Genomic DNA, 15454 nt, shown 5'->3' on the forward strand with positions numbered 1-15454 from the left:
TTATTCCTCCAGTACCCAGGTGTCCTTGGTGCCGCCGCCCTGCGACGAATTGACCACCAGCGAACCCGCCCGCAAGGCGACGCGGGTCAGGCCGCCGGCGACCATGCTGGTCTCGCGCCCGTCGGTCAGCACGAAGGGGCGCAGGTCGATGTGGCGCGGCGCGATGCCGGCCTCGACGAAAGTCGGGCAGGACGACAGGCACAGCGTCGGCTGCGCGATGTAGTTCTCCGGCTGGGCGAGCAGGCGCGCCCTGAATTCATCCAGTTCGGCGCGGGTGGCCGCCGGGCCCACCAGCATGCCGTAGCCGCCGGCGCCGTGGACTTCCTTCACCACCAGGCGCTCGAGGTTGGCCAGCACATGGTCAAGCTCGGCCGGATGGCGGCACTGGAAGGTCTCGACGTTGTCGAGGATGGGCGTCTCGCCCAGGTAGTAGCGGATCATCTCGGGCACGTAGGGGTAGATCGACTTGTCGTCGGCGACGCCGGTGCCGACCGCGTTGGCGAGCACCACGTTCCCCTTGCGGTACGCCTGCATCAGCCCGGGCACGCCGAGCATGGAGTCGGGGCGGAACGCGAGCGGGTCGAGGAAGGTGTCGTCGATGCGCCGGTAGATCACATCGACCGCCTTGTGCCCGGCGGTGGTGCGCATGTACACATGGTCGTCGCGCACGAACAGGTCGCGCCCCTCGACCAGCTCGACGCCCATCTGCTGCGCGAGGAAAGCGTGCTCGAAGTACGCACTGTTGTGGTGCCCCGGGGTGAGCACGACCACGGTCGGGTTCTCGCGTGCGCAGGCCCTACGCAGCGTCGAGAGCAACAGCGTCGGGTAATGGTCGACCGGCGCGATGGCGTGGCGGGCGAACAGCTCGGGGAAGAGCCGCATCATCATCTTGCGGTTCTCCAGCATGTACGACACGCCGGAGGGTACGCGCAGGTTGTCCTCGAGCACGTAGTAGCCGCCGTCGGCGTGGCGGACCAGGTCGACCCCGGTCACCTGCGCCCATACCGCGCCGGGCAGGTTCACCCCCTGCATCAGGGGCTGGTACTGCGCGTTGGCGAATACCTGCTCGCCCGGCACCACGCCTGCCTTGACGATGCGGTGCTCGTGGTAGATGTCCTCGAGAAAGGCGTTGAGCGCGCGCACCCGCTGCGCGAGGCCCGCCTCGAGCTTCTCCCACTCGGCGGCGGGGATCACCCGCGGGATGGTGTCGAACGGGATCAGCCGCTCGGCGCCGGCGTCGTCGCCGTACAGCGCGAAGGTGATGCCGACCCGGTGGAAGAGCTGGTTGGCCTGTTCGCGCTTTTGCGCGAGCACCGACGGCGACTGCGCCTGCAGCCAGTGCGCGAAGGTGCGGTAATGCGAGCGGATGCCGCCGCTTTGCAGCAGCATCTCGTCAAAATGGCCCGGCTCGGGCAGGGTCAGCGCGTGCATGGAGTGCTCCCTCTCGGTGTCCTGCTAAGTTCCTAGCAAGCCCCGTGCCATGGCCGGCGCTGATCCGGCCGCCGATCTCTGCTAGACTCGGCACCCCGCCCGGGCCTGTTTTGCCCCGGGCGGCCGTGCTTTCCCTTGCCACCGCCTGTCCCTTGCCTACCCTTCCCTGCATGAACGACGAAATCCAAGACCCTTTCGACCAGAGCGCGCTCTCCGACTACCTCGAGGCGCACCGTGCCACCCTCGTCACCACCGACGGCAGCTACGCCGTGTCGGTGCACGGCGAGGTGCAGGTGGACGGCCACGCCGTCGCCTACCACCTGATCCCGGACGCGGGCTTTCTCGGCAAGTCGGGCAAGTGGCGCCGCCTCTCGGCGCAGGGCAAGCTCGAACTGTTGCGCGAGCGCTGGAACGACGAGACCTGCGCCAAGCTCGAGGCGCTGCTCGCCGACACCGCGCGCGAGGTGCTGGAGACGGCCGGGCGCTACGGGCTCGACGCGCGGCGCGCGCTGTCGGCCCTTGTCGCCAAGTACGAGCGCGCGAGCGAGCGCGTGCGCCTGGCGCAGACGCGTATCCGCGAGGCGTCGGCCGACAGCAAGGCCGACGAGGCGGCGGCGAGGACGCGCGCGGCGGTCAACCTGTCGCGCTACCCCGAGTCGTTCACCGTCGCGCAGGGCATGCAGCGCCACTTCATCGCGGTGCTCGGGCCGACCAACTCGGGCAAGACGCACGCGGCGATGGAGCACCTGGCCAAGGCCAAGAGCGGCGTCTACCTCGCGCCGCTGCGCCTTCTGGCGCTGGAAAACTACCAGCGGCTGGTCGACGCCGGCGTGCCGGTGAGCCTCGTCACCGGCGAGCAGCGCAAGATCGACCCGGACGCGCGCCATGTGGCAAGCACGGTCGAGATGCTCAACTCAAACCGTCCGGTCGAGGTCGCGGTGATCGACGAGATCCAGCTTCTCGACGACCCGGACCGCGGCGCGGCGTGGACGGCGGCGGTGTGCGGCGTGCCGGCCCAAACGGTGTACCTGCTGGGCGCGCTGGAGGCGCGCGACGCGATCGAATCGCTGGTCGCGCGCGTCGGCGGCACGCTGGAAGTGCGCGAGCTCACCCGCAAGACCAAACTCGAGATGGACAAGGCGCCGCTGGGCTCGCTGAGGAACCTGATGCCCGGCGACGTGCTGATCGCGTTTTCCCGGCGCGAGGTGCTGGCCTGGCGCGACCGCGCGATCGAGGAAGGCCACTCGGTGTCGGCGATCTACGGCAGCCTGTCGCCCGAGGTGCGCCAGGCGCAGGCCGAGCGTTTCGTCGAGGGGCACACCAGCGTGGTGGTCGCCACCGACGCGATCGGCATGGGGCTCAACACGCCGGCGCGCCGGGTGATCTTCACCACCGACAGCAAGTTCGACGGCGTCGCAGAGGGGCTGATCCCGGCGCCCCTGGCGCGGCAGATCGCCGGGCGCGCCGGGCGCTTCGGCAAGCACGAGACCGGCTTTGTCGCCGGCATCGACGCGCGCACGCACAAGAGCATCGCCCAGCTTTTGCGGCAAAAGCCCGAGCCCTTGCCCGACACCGGCTTTTACGTCGCGCCCAACCTCGCCTACCTGCAGGACATCTCGCAGGCGACCGGCGAGACCAAGCTCGCCGCGCTGCTCGAACTCTTCACCAAGCACATCAACGTGCACGACGAATTCTTCCTGCCGGCCAACCTCTCCGAGCAGATGGAGAAGGCGCGCTGGCTGGACGCCTTGCCACTGTCGCTTGAGGACCGCTTCACGCTGAGCCTGACGCCGGTGTCGACGCGCATCCCGCTCTTGGAGCGTGCGCTGTTCGACTGGGCCGAGGCGCGCGCGAAGCGGCGCACCGCCACCGTGCTGCGCATGGGCGAGGTCGCGCCGGGGCGCAACGCGCTGCAAAGGCTGGAGGACTTGTGCAAGCTGTACGCCGCGTACGCGTGGCTCGCCTACCGCATGGCCGACACCTTCCCGGACGGCGAGATGGCGCAGGCGCTGATGCTCAAGGCGTCCGACGAGATCGACGCGATGCTGCAGCAGCAGAACCGCCGCTCGCGCGGCAAGCAAGGCACCAAGCAGGGCAAGCCGCAGGGCGCGCGCCGCGGCGGTGGCGCCGGCGGCAAGCCCCGCGGCAAACGCCCGCCGCCACGCCACGGCTAGGCGTACTGCTCCGGGCAGCGTCTATGCTTGATGCGTGACGCTGCCCGAAGGACGCCGCCGTGCCGACCACCCGAACCGAACACGACTCGCTGGGCGAGATCGAAATCCCCGCCGACCGGCTGTGGGGCGCGCAGACCCAGCGCGCGCTCGCCCACTTCGCCGTCGGCCGCGAGAAAATGCCGCGCGAGATCCTCGGCGCGTACGCGCTGATCAAAAAGTCGTGCGCGCTCGCCAACGCCAGCCTCGGCGAGATCACCCCGCAGCAGGCGGGCCTGATCGTGCGGGTGTGCGACGAGATCCTCGGCGGCCGCCTCGACGGCCACTTCCCGCTGCCGCCGTGGATCAGCGGCAGCGGGACCCAGTTCAACATGAACGTCAACGAGGTGATCGCCAACCGCGCAAGCGAACTGGACAACGAGGCCGTCGGCAGCCACAGCCCGCTGCACCCGAACGACCATGTGAACCGCTCGCAGTCGAGCAACGACACCTTCCCGACCGCCCTGCACGTGGGCGCCGCCCTCGCCTTGCAGCGCGCCCTCATCCCCGCGCTGCAGCAGCTGGAATTCGCCACCGCGCACAAGGCGTCGCTGTGGGCGGGCCTAGTCAAGGTCGGCCGCACCCACCTGATGGACGCGGTGCCGATGACCGCCGGCCAGGAGTGGTCGGCGTTCGCAAGCCAGCTTGCCGCGTGCCGCGCCGACGTCGAGCACGCGCTCGCGGGGCTCTACCCGCTGCCCTTGGGCGGCACCGCGCTGGGCACCGGCATCGGCGCGCCGGCGGGCTTTGCCGCGCGCGCGGTCAACCAGCTTGCCAACTTCAGCGGCCTGCCCTTTTGCCCGGCCGACAACCGCTTCGCGCTGCAGGCCTCGCACGACGCGCTCGCGCGCGTCTCCGCCGCGCTGCGCACGCTGGCTTCCGTGCTCTTCAAGATCGCCAACGACATCCGCCTGCTCGCCAGCGGCCCGCTGTGCGGCTTCTCCGAGCTGATCCTGCCCGAGAACGAGCCGGGATCGTCGATCATGCCGGGCAAGGTCAACCCGACGCAGTGCGAGATGCTCGCCATGGTCGCGCTGCAGGCGATAGCCAACGACCACGCGGTCGCGCTGGGCAACGCCGCGGGCAGCCTGCAACTGAACGTGTACAAGCCGCTGATCGGCCGCAACCTGATCGAGTCTGCGAACCTGCTGGGCGACGCGATGGCCAGCTTCCGCCAGTACCTGATCGACGGCTGCGTGCCGGACGAGGCGCGCATGGCCGACTACAGCGACCGCGCGCTGATGCGGGTGACCGCGCTCTCGGTGCATATCGGCTACGAGAAGGCCGCACAGATCGCCCGCTTCGCGCTGACCCGCCGCATCCCGCTCAGGGACGCCGCGCTACAGATGGGCGTCGCACCCGAACTCTTCGACCGGGTATGCGACGCCTACCGGATGACGCAACCGCCCGATGCCTGACGCGCGCACCTGCCTTGCCCTTGCCGCGCTTTTCCTTGCCGCGCTCGCCCACGGCGCCCCGCAGGGCGAGCGCACGCTCGCCGTACTCTACCGGATGGCCGACCCGGCCAGCGAAGCGGCCGCGCGCGCGTACGCCGAGGCGCGCGGCGTGCCGACAAGCCAGCTTGTCGCGGTGCGCGTCCCCAAGGGCGCGGTGCTCGCGCCCGCCGCGCTGCCCGCGCTCAGGCGAGAGATCGCAAGCAAGCTGCCCGCGGGCACCCGCGCCCTGGCGCTGGCCTGGACCGAGCCTTACGCGGTCGGCTGCAACAGCGTCACCTCGGCGCTGACGCTGGGCTTTGACGCGCGCCAGTGCACGGACACCTGCGCGGCCGGCCGCGACAGCCCCTTCTTCAACGAAGGCGGGCCGCTCAAGGGCGGCGTGCTGCCGCCGTCGATGCTGCTCACCGACGACGCCGCACTCGCCGGCGTGCTCGCCAGGCGCGGCCGCACCGCGCACGCCCCGCCGGACGCGGCCGCCTACTTCGTGGTCAGCGGCGACGCCGCGCGCGACAGCCGCGCGCGTTTCTTCCCGCCCGAGGGCGCGCACGCAACCGGCGCCGTGCGTCTGGTCACCCTGAAGGGCCGCGCGCTCGCCCCGGCGCGGCGGGCGATGTTCGTCTTCACCGGCGACACCGACGCGAACGAGGTCGCGCGCGCGTCGCTGTTGCCCGGCGCGCTGGCCGACCACCTCACCTCGTTCGGCGGCGTGCTCAGCCATGGCCCGCAGATGAGCGTACTTAGCTGGCTGGCTGCAGGCGCCAGCGCGAGCTACGGCACGGTGTCCGAGCCTTGCAACTGGCCGCAGAAGTTTCCGCACCCGCAGGTGCTGGTCGCGCGCTACCTCGCGGGCGACACTGCGCTCGAGGCGTACTGGAAGAGCGTGCTGTGGCCCGCGCAGGGGCTCATCATCGGCGACCCGCTCGCCGCGCCGTACGCGGCCCGGCACTGAGCGCTCAGGGCGCTGACGCGAGCGCGGGGCGGCAGGCGAACCACGGCCGCGCCGCCTCCAGTTGCGAGGCGACACGGAACAAGAGGTCCTCGCGGCCGTAGGCGGCGGCCAGTTGCACGCCGACGGGCAAACCTGCTGCGTTCCAGTAAAGCGGCAAGGACGCCGCCGGCTGGCCGGTCGCGTTGAAGAGCGGCGTGTAAGGCAGCGCGGCAAAGGCCTTGTCGACGATCTCGTCGACCACGCCCAGCGCGCGGAACACATGCCCGCTGCCCAGCCGGCCGAGCACGCGCATCAGCAGATGCTCGGCAGGCGTCGGCTGCAAGGCGCCGTGCGGGTGCGGCGGCGCGGCCATGGTCGGCGTCAGCAACAGGTCGAACCCGGCGTGAAAGCGCCCCATCTCGCGCGCGGCACCGTCCAGCACCCGGCACGCGTCGGCGAGCCGGTCCGCGCCGAAACTCTGCCCCAACAGCCCCAGCACCCAGGTCGGCGGCTCGAAGTCGGCCATGCGCGCACGCACGCCGGCGGTCTTCGCCACCCACTCGATGTCGGCGCGCGCCTCGGCCGCGACCATCACGAAGAACGCCCGCGCGACCGCCTCGGCGTCGAGCGCCGGCGTCGCCTCGACCAGCTCGTGGCCGAGCGAGCCCAGCAGCGCCACCGCGTCCTCCAGCGCCGCCACGCTGTCGGCGTCGGCCCGCCCCTTGCCGAACAGCGCACGCGCGGTGTATGCGATGCGCAAGCGGCCGGGCGGCGCGCCGACCTCGGCGAGGAAGGGCCTCACCGGCGAATGCGCCGCGCACGGCGCCCCCGCGTCGACGCCGTGCACCGCGTCCAGCATCGCCGCGCTGTCGCGCACCGAGCGGGTGATCACGTGTTCCTGCACCAGGCCGTGCCAGGGGATGCCGGGCCACGGCCCGCTGGGCACCCGAGCGCGCGAGGGCTTGAGCCCGAACAGGCCGCAGAACGCGGCCGGGATGCGGATCGAACCGCCGCCGTCGCCACCGCCCGCCATCGGCACAATGCCGGCGGCCACCGCCGCGGCCGAGCCGCCGCTGGAGCCCCCCGCCGTCAGCCCAGGCTGCCAGGGGTTGCAGGTCGCCCCGCTGACCGCCGGCTCGGTGTAGCTGGTCAGCCCAAGCTCGGGCGTGTTGCTGCGCCCGACGATCACCAGGCCCGCCTTGCGGTAGCGCGTCACCAGTTCGCTGTCGGCGGCGGCCCGGACCGTCTGCAGCAAGCGAGTGCCGGCGCCGATGGGCTCGCCCGCGCAATCGGACAGTAGCGCCTTGACGATGAAGGGCACGCCGGTAAACGGCCCATCGGGCAGGCCCGGCAAGGACGCCGCGGCCTGCCCGCGCATGTCGTGCACCACCGCGTTGATGCGCGGGTTGACCGCGTCCAGTTGCGCGAGGGACGCCTGCAAGACGTCCTCCCGGCTCACTTCGCCCGAACGGATGCGTGCGGCAAGCGCCGTCGCATCGCACTGCTGGTAACCCCCGAATCCCGACATGGCGCCTCCTGTTAAGCCCATGTCATGTTAAGGCAGGCGCGAGCCGCCGACCAGCAACGTCCTCGCTCACCCGCCTGTCGGACACTGCCCGTCGCGCAGCAGCGCGCGCAGCGCGACCAGCATCCGCCGCTGCGCGCCCACCTCGCCCTGCCTCGCCTCGACGTTGACGTAGACGAGCCCCCGCCGCGCGGCGAACACCGACAGCGAGCCGTCGTCCGGCACCCGCGCATTGTCCTGCAGCACCACGTTGAAGCCTTGCGCCGACAGTGCGGCGAAGAGCCGCGCGTCGGTCAGGTAGAAGAAGTTGTCCGGTGATTGCGGCTCGCCCAGGTGCACCGCGCTGGCGGCGGCGGAGAGCTTGCCGCCCGCCAGGTAGGACGCGGCCGAGTAGCCGCCGGGATGGTTGTTGTGCAGCGCGACCACCGCCGACGCCTGCCCGAGGCCGGCGGCGACCAGGAGTTGTCCGGCGAAGCGCGCGAGCGCGAGCCGCGCGGCCGCCGCGTCCTTGCCGTAGTGCGCGAGGGTCGCCGCGACACCCGCAGGCGTGAAGATGCGGTTGGGGTCGGCGCGGTAGGTCTCGCCGTTTGCCGTGAAGGAGAGCGCGCGGCGCTGGCCGTTGGCGAGCCAGGCAAGGCGCGCCGCCGGCGCAGGCCACGCTTGCTCTGCGGCCAGCCGTGCGGTCTGTTCGCTGTCGTGCAGGCCGAGCAAGAGCACGCCGTTGTCACAAGGCGCCGCGTGCACCCACAGCCCGACGTGATCGTCCCCCAGCGCCAGCGCGTGGCTATGCATAACCGGCAGAGGCGGAAGCGGTGCTGCGGGGGCGGGCGGAGGCGTGGGCGCGCGCGCGCACGCGGCAAGCAGCAGGCAGGCAAACAGGCAACGACAGGCGGCGGACATTCGCACAGCCTAGCCGACCGCGCCCGCCCTCGCCGCCTCTGCCGGGCGTACGAAGCCGCCGGCCGTTCGGCCTGACAGCCCCGGCGCCGCGGCTACCACGCGCAGAGGAAGGTCACCAGGAAGGGCACCGACAGGTCGACCGCGAAGCCGTGCAGCATCGCGACGAACACCCAGTCGCGCCCGCACACCCGGCTGATCACCGGCAAGGTGGTGTCCATCGTCGTCGCGCCGCCGGCGGCGATCGGCGCCAGGCGGCCGAACCACGCGAACAAAAGCGGCGCCATCAGAAGCGCGAAGATCTCGCGGAACACGTTGGACACCAGCGCGATGGTGCCCAACTCGGCGCCCTTGTACTGGGTGATGAAGATCGACGACAGCGAGTAGTAGCCGAAGCCCGCGCCGACCGCCATAGCCTCGGTCGGCGACACGTCGCTGATCGCGAAGCTCACCAGGAAACTGCCGGCGAGCGTCCCGACAATGGTGGCCAGCGGCACCAGCAGGATGCGCGGGCGCATGCGGGCGAGCGTGCGGCGCAGCGTGTCGTCCGAGCCGACCGACACGCCGACGCAAAACAGCAAGGCGAACAGCGCCCACAGGGTCAGCGTGTCCGCCTCGAAGCCTTGCGGCCACAGGTCAAACGCGGCCAACAGCACGCCGGCGACGAAACAGCCGATCACCACCAGTGCGCCCATCATGCCGCGTGCTCCCTGAAGAAGCGGCGGTACACCCACCACGACGCGAGCACGCTGCCCATGGTCGACGCGAGCGAGATCAGCACGCCCTTCGCGCCGATGGTCGACAGGTTGGCGAGGATGGTCTCGTTCTGCCCGACCGACACGCCGAGGAAGAACAAAAGCAGCATGATCGTGAACGAGATCAGGCGGCCGGTATGGCGCACGGCGCGATAGTCGCGCGCGAAGTGGCCGACGACGACGCCGGCGATCAGACAGGCAAGGACACTGAACATCGAGGGATTCCGCAGGCAAAAACAACGGCCGGGGCAACCCCGGCCGACAACAGCACAGTGATACCATGCCCGATTCGCATTTTCAACGCGGGTCAGGCAGTTAATTGTCCTGCCTCAAAGGTCCGCCGCGGCGGCTTCGCCCTGCTGCTGCATCGCCCACAGCGCGCTATAACGACCGCCGGCGGCAACCAGCGTGCGGTGGTTACCGCGCTCGATGACCCGCCCGGCGTCGAGCACCACGATCTCGTCGGCGTCGACGATAGTCGACAGCCGGTGCGCGACCACCAGCGTGGTGCGCCCGCTGGCCGCCGCCGCCAGTTCCTGCTGGATCGCGCGCTCGGTGCGCGAGTCGAGCGCGCTGGTCGCCTCGTCGAAGATCATGATCGGCGGGTTCTTCAGGAGCGCGCGCGCGATGGCGACGCGCTGCTTCTCGCCGCCGGAGAGCTTGAGGCCGCGCTCGCCGACCTGGGTGTCGTAGCCGTCGGGCAGGGTCTCGACGAAGGCGTGGATATGCGCGCGCCGCGCGGCGTCGATCACCTCTTCGCGGCTGGCCTCAGGCCGGCCGTACGCGATGTTCGCCCAGATGGTGTCGTTGAAGAGCACGGTGTCCTGCGGCACGATGCCGATGTGCGCGCGCAGGCTGTCCTGGGTGAGCTGCCGGATATCGGTGCCGTTCACCCGCACCGCGCCGCCCGAAACGTCGTAGAAGCGGAACAGCAGGCGCGCGAGTGTCGACTTGCCGGCGCCGGACGCGCCGACCACCGCCAGCGTCTTGCCGGCCGGGATGGTGAAGCTCACCCCCTGCAGGATCTCCCGCTTGCCGTCATAGGAGAAATCGACCGCGTCGAAGCTGACCGTCGCCTCGGCCCCCGACAGCGCCCGGGCGCCGGGCGCGTCGGCCACCTCCTCGTCCTGCCGCAACAAGCCGAACATGCGCTCCATGTCGGCCAGCGCGTGGCGGATCTCGCGGTAGACGAAACCCAAAAAGTGCAGCGGCGACCACAGCTGGGTCAGGTAGCTGGCCACCAGCACCACGTCGCCGACCGTCATCGTGCCGGCCACCACCCCGCGCGCGGCCATTACCATCACCGAGGTGACGCCCACCGCGATGATCACGCCCTGCCCTGCGTTGAGCAAAGACAGCGACACCTGGTTCTTGACCGCCGACGCCTCCCAGCGGGCGAGGCCCTCGTCGTAACGCGCCGCCTCCCAGCCCTCGTTGCCGAAGTACTTGACCGTCTCGTAGTTGATCAGCGCGTCGATCGCCTTGGCGTTGGCCTTGGAATCCAGATCGTTCATGGTGCGGCGGAACACCGTGCGCCACTCGGTGACCACCAGCGTGAAGCCGATGTAGACGGCGATGGTCGCCACCGTCACCAGCGCGAACCAGATATCGAACAGCCAGAACAGGATGCCGGCGACCAGCGCGATCTCGATCAGCGTCGGCAGGATGTTGAACACCGTGAAGTTGAGCAGGAAGCCGATGCCCTTGGTGCCGCGCTCGATGTCGCGGCTCATTCCGCCGGTCTGCCGCCCCAGATGAAAGCGCAGCGACAGCCGGAACAGGTGCGCGAACACCTGGCGCGCCACCTGGCGGATTGCGCCCTGGATCACCCGCGCGAACACCGCGTCGCGCACCTCGCCCAGCACGCTGGAGAGCAGGCGGGCGACGCCGTAGCCGGCCAGCGCCATCACCGGCACCGCAAGCAGGGTGGCCGGCACGGACAGCGCGTCGACGATGTCTTTCAGGAACAGCGGGACGGTGACGGTGGCGACCTTGGCACCGATCAGGCAGGACAGCGCAAGCGCCAGCCGCCCCTTGAAGCGCAGCAGGTAGGGCCACAGCGTGCGCAGCGTCTGCCAGTCGTCACGGTCGGTCGGCGGGGGTGTGGTATGGGTAAAACGCATGGGTTTGGCTTGCCTGTGGAATGCTTGTCGGCCAGATTGAAACAGAACCCGGAGGGAAACGCCATGTGGATCCTGCTGGCCGAAGCGGCGCTGGCGCTGTTGCTGGCCGCCTTTATCGTGTGGTGGACCTGGCCACGCAGCTGACTCAATGCAGGCTGCGCGGCGCGATAAGCCGGAATTCGGGGATGTCGGCGTCGAAACGCTCGCCGTCCGCGCCGACCATCTGGTAGCTGCCGCGCATGCTGCCCCACGGCGTGGTGAGCCGCGTCCAGCTGTCGTACTCGTAGACGCCGCCGGCCTCGATGCGCGGCGTCTCGCCGACCACCCCGCGCCCGCGCACCTCCTCGATGTGGCCGTTGGCATCGGTGATCACCCAGTGCCGGGCGAGCAGGCGCACCGGTGCGTCGCCCCGGTTACGGATCGACACCCGGTAACCGAACGCGTAAACGTCCGCCGCCACGTCCGACTCGTCCGCCAGATAAAACGGCACCACTTCGACTTCGACCATCGCCTTCTCCTTGCAATTGACACGCCGCGGTGCGCGGCCGACAATCCGCCGCAGCACACCACCCAACCAGCATAGATGTCAGACATCGCAGACAAGCGCAAGCGCTTCATCCTGGCCGCGGCTGCCGTCGCCGCCGTGTTCGCCGCCTACGCCGCATGGCAAGGCTTCTCCAACGCCACCTTCGCTAGCGCCCCGCAAGGTCCCGAACTGCTGCAGCCGTTCACGCCGTCGGCCAACACCGACCCGGTCGCCGCGTATACCCCGCACCCGCACTCGGGCAAGGTCACCGTGCTGCCGCGCGCGGTGGCCCGCGCACAGCCGGCCATCGCCGACGCTTCCGCCCCGGCCGACGAGGCGCTCGCCGAGTTGCCGGCCGAGGAAACCGCGGCACCGCCGGAGAGCGAGGCCACGCCGCCGGCCGAAACCGCGCAGTGACGGCGCCGGCATGACGCAGGCGGCGGGCGGGCGTTACAATGCCAGCCTCCCGTCCAACCATGCCGACACCATGAACTACCGCATCGCCCCCAGCATCCTGTCCGCCGACTTCGCCCGCCTGGGCGAGGAAATCCGCGACGTCGTCGCCGCCGGCGCCGACATCATCCACTTCGACGTGATGGACAACCATTACGTGCCCAACCTGACCATCGGCCCGATGGTGTGCGAGGCGATCCGCCCGCATACCAGCGCGCCGATTGACGTGCACCTGATGGTCAAGCCGGTCGACGCGCTGGCCGCGATGTTCGCCAAGGCCGGCGCCGACATCATCACCTTCCACCCCGAAGCGTCCGAGCATGTAGACCGCACGCTGGAGCTGATCCGCGACGCCGGCTGCAAGGCGGGCCTGGTGTTCAACCCGGCGACCAGCCTGTCCTACCTCGACCATGTGATGGACAAGATCGACATGATCCTCATCATGTCGGTCAACCCGGGCTTCGGCGGGCAGAGCTTCATCCCCGAGGCGCTGAACAAGATCCGCGCCGCGCGCGAGCGCATCGACGCCTACACCGCGCGCACCGGCCGCGAGATCTGGCTCGAGGTCGACGGCGGCGTCAAGGTCGACAATATCCGCGAAGTCGCCGCCGCCGGCGCCGACACCTTCGTCGCCGGTTCCGCGATCTACGGCAAGCCCGACTACAAGGCAGTCATCGACGCGATGCGCGCCGAACTCGCCAAGGCCGGCCGCTAAGGAGCGAGACATGGACATCAAGCACCTCAAGGCCTTCGCCTTTGATCTGGACGGCACCCTCAGCGACTCGATCGCCGACCTTGCCGGCGCCGCCAACCGCATGCGCGCGGCACTCGGCATGCCGCCGCTGGATCAAGCCCGCATCCAGAGCCATGTCGGCGACGGCATCGCAAGCTTGGTGCACCGCGCGCTGACCGACGAGCGCGACGGCGCCGCCGACCCCGCGCTGTGGGAGCAGGGCTACACCCTGTTCGTCACCGAGTACGCGGCGCACCTGTGTGACCACACCCGCCTCTACCCGGGCGTGCTCGACGGGCTGCAGCTCCTGAAAACCCTGCAGCTGCCGCTGGCGGTGGTCACCAACAAGTCCGAGCGGCTCGCCGTGCCGCTCTTGCAAAAGCTCGGCATCGCCGATTTGTTCTCGCTGGTGATCGGCGGCGACACCCTCACCGAGAAGAAGCCGTCCGGCCTGCCGGTGCGCCACGCCGCCGCCGTGATGGGCGTCGAGGCTAGTCAGCTTGGTATGGTCGGCGACTCGGTCAACGACGTGAAAGCCGCGCGCGCGGCGGGCGCCGTCGCCGTCGCGGTCAGCTACGGCTACGAGGACGTCGCCACGCTGGAAGCGGACGTGGTGGTCGACAGCCTTGCCCAGCTCTACGATTTGATGAAAAATGGCTAGCGATCTGACATACAACTGACCGCAAGCTCATGACGACACTGCTCCCGGCCCTGCTGCCCTGCCGATGGCGACGCTAGACGACCCCCGCTAGACATCCGCCACCTACACACAGCCCCACCGGGAGCTCTCATGCTGCAAACCGAATTCAACGCGCTGGCCGACGCCGGCTACAACCGCATCCCCGTCACCCTCGAGTTGTTCGCCGACCTCGACACCCCCTTGTCGGTCTACCTCAAGCTCGCCAACGCGCCCTACTCCTACCTGCTCGAATCGGTAGTCGGCGGCGAGCGCTTCGGCCGCTACTCCTTCATCGGCCTGCCCGCCACCACCCGCGTGCGGGTGAACCGTGACCGGGTGCAGGTCGAGTACGGCGACAAGGTAATCGAACGCCACCAGGGCGACCCGCTCGCCTTTATCGAGGCGTTCCAGCAGCGCTTCCACACCCCGCCCGCCGAAGCCCTGCCGCGCTTCGCCGGCGGCCTGGTCGGCTACTTCGGCTACGACACCGTCCGCTACGTCGAGAAGCGCCTCTCCGACGGCCGCAAGGAAGACCCGGCCGGCACGCCGGACATCCTGCTGATGCTGTCGGAAGAGCTGGCGGTGGTCGACAACCTCTCGGGCAAGCTCACGCTGATCGTGTACGCCGACCCGGCGGTACCCAACGCGCTGCAAAAGGCGCACGCGCGCCTCGCCCAGTTGCGCGGCCGCCTGCGCGAACCCTCGCCCTTGCCGCTGTCGCTGCCCTCGCCCCCCACGCAGGCGACCTCCGAATTCGGCCAGGAAGCGTTCAAGGCAGCGGTCGAGTCGGCCAAGCGCTACATCGTCGACGGCGACATCATGCAGGTGGTGCTCTCGCAGCGCATGAGCATGCCGTTCACCGACTCGCCCTTGTCGCTGTACCGCGCGCTGCGCAGCCTCAACCCCTCGCCCTACATGTTCCTCTACCACTTCGACGACTTCCACGTGGTCGGCGCCTCGCCCGAAATTCTGGTGCGCCGCGAACACGACACCGTGACGGTGCGCCCGATCGCCGGCACCCGCGTGCGCGGCAAGAACCGCGAGGAAGACGAGGCGTTGGCTCAGGATCTGCTCGCCGACCCCAAGGAAATCGCCGAGCACGTGATGCTGATGGACCTCGGCCGCAACGACGTCGGCCGCGTCGCTGAAACTGGAAGTGTGCGCGTCACCGACAATATGGTGATCGAGCGCTACTCGCACGTGATGCACATCGTCTCCAGCGTGGAAGGCACGGTGTCGCCCACCACCTCGAACATCGACGTGCTGCGCGCCACCTTCCCCGCCGGCACCCTGTCCGGCGCGCCCAAGGTGCGCGCGATGGAAATCATCGACGAATTCGAGCCTTCGGGGCGCGGCGTGTACGGCGGCGCCGTCGGCTACCTCGGTTTCTCCGGCGACATGGACCTCGCCATCGCCATCCGCACCGCGGTGATCAAGAACGGCGTGCTCACCGTGCAGTCTGGCGCCGGCGTAGTCGCCGACTCGGTACCCGAATCGGAATGGCAGGAAACCCAGAACAAGGCCCGCGCAGTGATCCGCGCCGCGGAATTGGTGCAGGCGGGGTTGGATGGGTGAGGCCGCCAATTTACAAAAATGCCGCTCAGTGTGTTATCTGAGCGGCAGCTCATCGGCCAAAGCAAACTTTCATGTTCAAGCCATCAATGTCTGCTTACAGTGAATCGCCCCGGCTTCTCTAGACACTCTTGAGCCGTTGGAAATATTGCTTCTCAAACTCTA

At 69.6% G+C, this 15454-nt stretch carries 14 protein-coding genes; 7 read left to right on the top strand and 7 right to left on the bottom strand.

All coding sequences use genetic code 11. The features are described from left to right. Complete coding sequence (locus E5K04_RS13050) at nt 1–1431, bottom strand: circularly permuted type 2 ATP-grasp protein (protein ID WP_136554823.1); 1431 nt, start codon at nt 1429–1431, stop codon at nt 1–3. Nucleotides 1432–1601: 170 nt separating this feature from the next. Here E5K04_RS13050 and E5K04_RS13055 point away from each other — a divergent pair, with 170 nt between their 5' ends. From E5K04_RS13055 to E5K04_RS13065, 3 genes are read left to right on the top strand one after another with little or no spacing between them, the layout of a single operon-like run. Further along, the gene (locus tag E5K04_RS13055) at nt 1602–3605 is read left to right on the top strand and encodes a helicase-related protein (protein WP_136554825.1); all 2004 of its coding nucleotides are present in this window, start codon (nt 1602–1604) and stop codon (nt 3603–3605) included. A 59-nt stretch (nt 3606–3664) separates the two neighbouring features. Next, on the top strand, nt 3665–5059 hold the full coding sequence (locus E5K04_RS13060) for a class II fumarate hydratase (protein WP_136554827.1): 1395 nt from the start codon (nt 3665–3667) through the stop codon (nt 5057–5059). Next, nucleotides 5052–6047, top strand: coding sequence for a TIGR03790 family protein (locus tag E5K04_RS13065; RefSeq protein ID WP_136554829.1), 996 nt, complete (start codon nt 5052–5054; stop codon nt 6045–6047). Before E5K04_RS13060 ends, E5K04_RS13065 begins: the two co-directional genes overlap by 8 nt. Before the next feature lie 4 nt (nt 6048–6051). Here the strand turns inward: E5K04_RS13065 and E5K04_RS13070 are convergent, their stop codons facing one another. From E5K04_RS13070 to apaG, 6 genes are all read right to left on the bottom strand, one after another. Next, nucleotides 6052–7554, bottom strand: a complete 1503-nt coding sequence (locus tag E5K04_RS13070) for an amidase (protein ID WP_168929225.1) — start codon at nt 7552–7554, stop codon at nt 6052–6054. A gap of 66 nt (nt 7555–7620) precedes the next feature. Next, nucleotides 7621–8343, bottom strand: a complete 723-nt coding sequence (locus E5K04_RS13075; RefSeq protein WP_136554833.1) for a hypothetical protein — start codon at nt 8341–8343, stop codon at nt 7621–7623. A 200-nt stretch (nt 8344–8543) separates the two neighbouring features. Next, nucleotides 8544–9146 (bottom strand): lysine exporter LysO family protein, encoded by a 603-nt coding sequence (locus tag E5K04_RS13080; RefSeq protein WP_136554835.1) that lies wholly within the window; start codon nt 9144–9146, stop codon nt 8544–8546. After that, entirely contained in the window at nt 9143–9418 is a 276-nt protein-coding gene (locus tag E5K04_RS13085) for a LysO family transporter (protein ID WP_136554837.1), read from the bottom strand. The genes E5K04_RS13080 and E5K04_RS13085 overlap by 4 nt, the downstream gene beginning before the upstream one ends. A gap of 114 nt (nt 9419–9532) precedes the next feature. Continuing rightward, nucleotides 9533–11326 carry an ABCB family ABC transporter ATP-binding protein/permease gene (locus tag E5K04_RS13090; protein ID WP_136554839.1) on the bottom strand — a complete coding sequence of 598 codons (1794 nt, stop codon included), beginning with the start codon at nt 11324–11326 and terminating at the stop codon, nt 9533–9535. 145 nt (nt 11327–11471) lie between these two features. Then, complete coding sequence (gene apaG / locus E5K04_RS13095) at nt 11472–11834, bottom strand: Co2+/Mg2+ efflux protein ApaG (RefSeq protein ID WP_136554841.1); 363 nt, start codon at nt 11832–11834, stop codon at nt 11472–11474. A gap of 75 nt (nt 11835–11909) precedes the next feature. Between apaG and E5K04_RS13100 the strand changes: the two genes are divergently transcribed. The 4 genes from E5K04_RS13100 (at nt 11910) to trpE (ending at nt 15292) form a co-directional block, all read left to right on the top strand. Continuing rightward, complete coding sequence (locus E5K04_RS13100; protein ID WP_136554843.1) at nt 11910–12269, top strand: hypothetical protein; 360 nt, start codon at nt 11910–11912, stop codon at nt 12267–12269. Between the two features lie 70 nt (nt 12270–12339). Then, entirely contained in the window at nt 12340–13020 is a 681-nt protein-coding gene (gene rpe / locus E5K04_RS13105; RefSeq protein WP_136554851.1) for a ribulose-phosphate 3-epimerase, read from the top strand. Nucleotides 13021–13030: 10 nt separating this feature from the next. Beyond that, the gene (locus E5K04_RS13110; protein WP_136554845.1) at nt 13031–13699 is read left to right on the top strand and encodes a phosphoglycolate phosphatase; all 669 of its coding nucleotides are present in this window, start codon (nt 13031–13033) and stop codon (nt 13697–13699) included. Nucleotides 13700–13828: 129 nt separating this feature from the next. Further along, nucleotides 13829–15292: an anthranilate synthase component I gene (gene trpE, locus E5K04_RS13115; RefSeq protein ID WP_136554847.1), complete on the top strand. Its 1464-nt coding sequence runs from the start codon at nt 13829–13831 to the stop codon at nt 15290–15292. The last annotated feature ends 162 nt before the right edge of the window (nt 15293–15454 follow it).

It is taken from the genome of Crenobacter intestini (assembly GCF_004919095.1).
Taxonomy (GTDB): domain Bacteria; phylum Pseudomonadota; class Gammaproteobacteria; order Burkholderiales; family Chromobacteriaceae; genus Craterilacuibacter; species Craterilacuibacter intestini.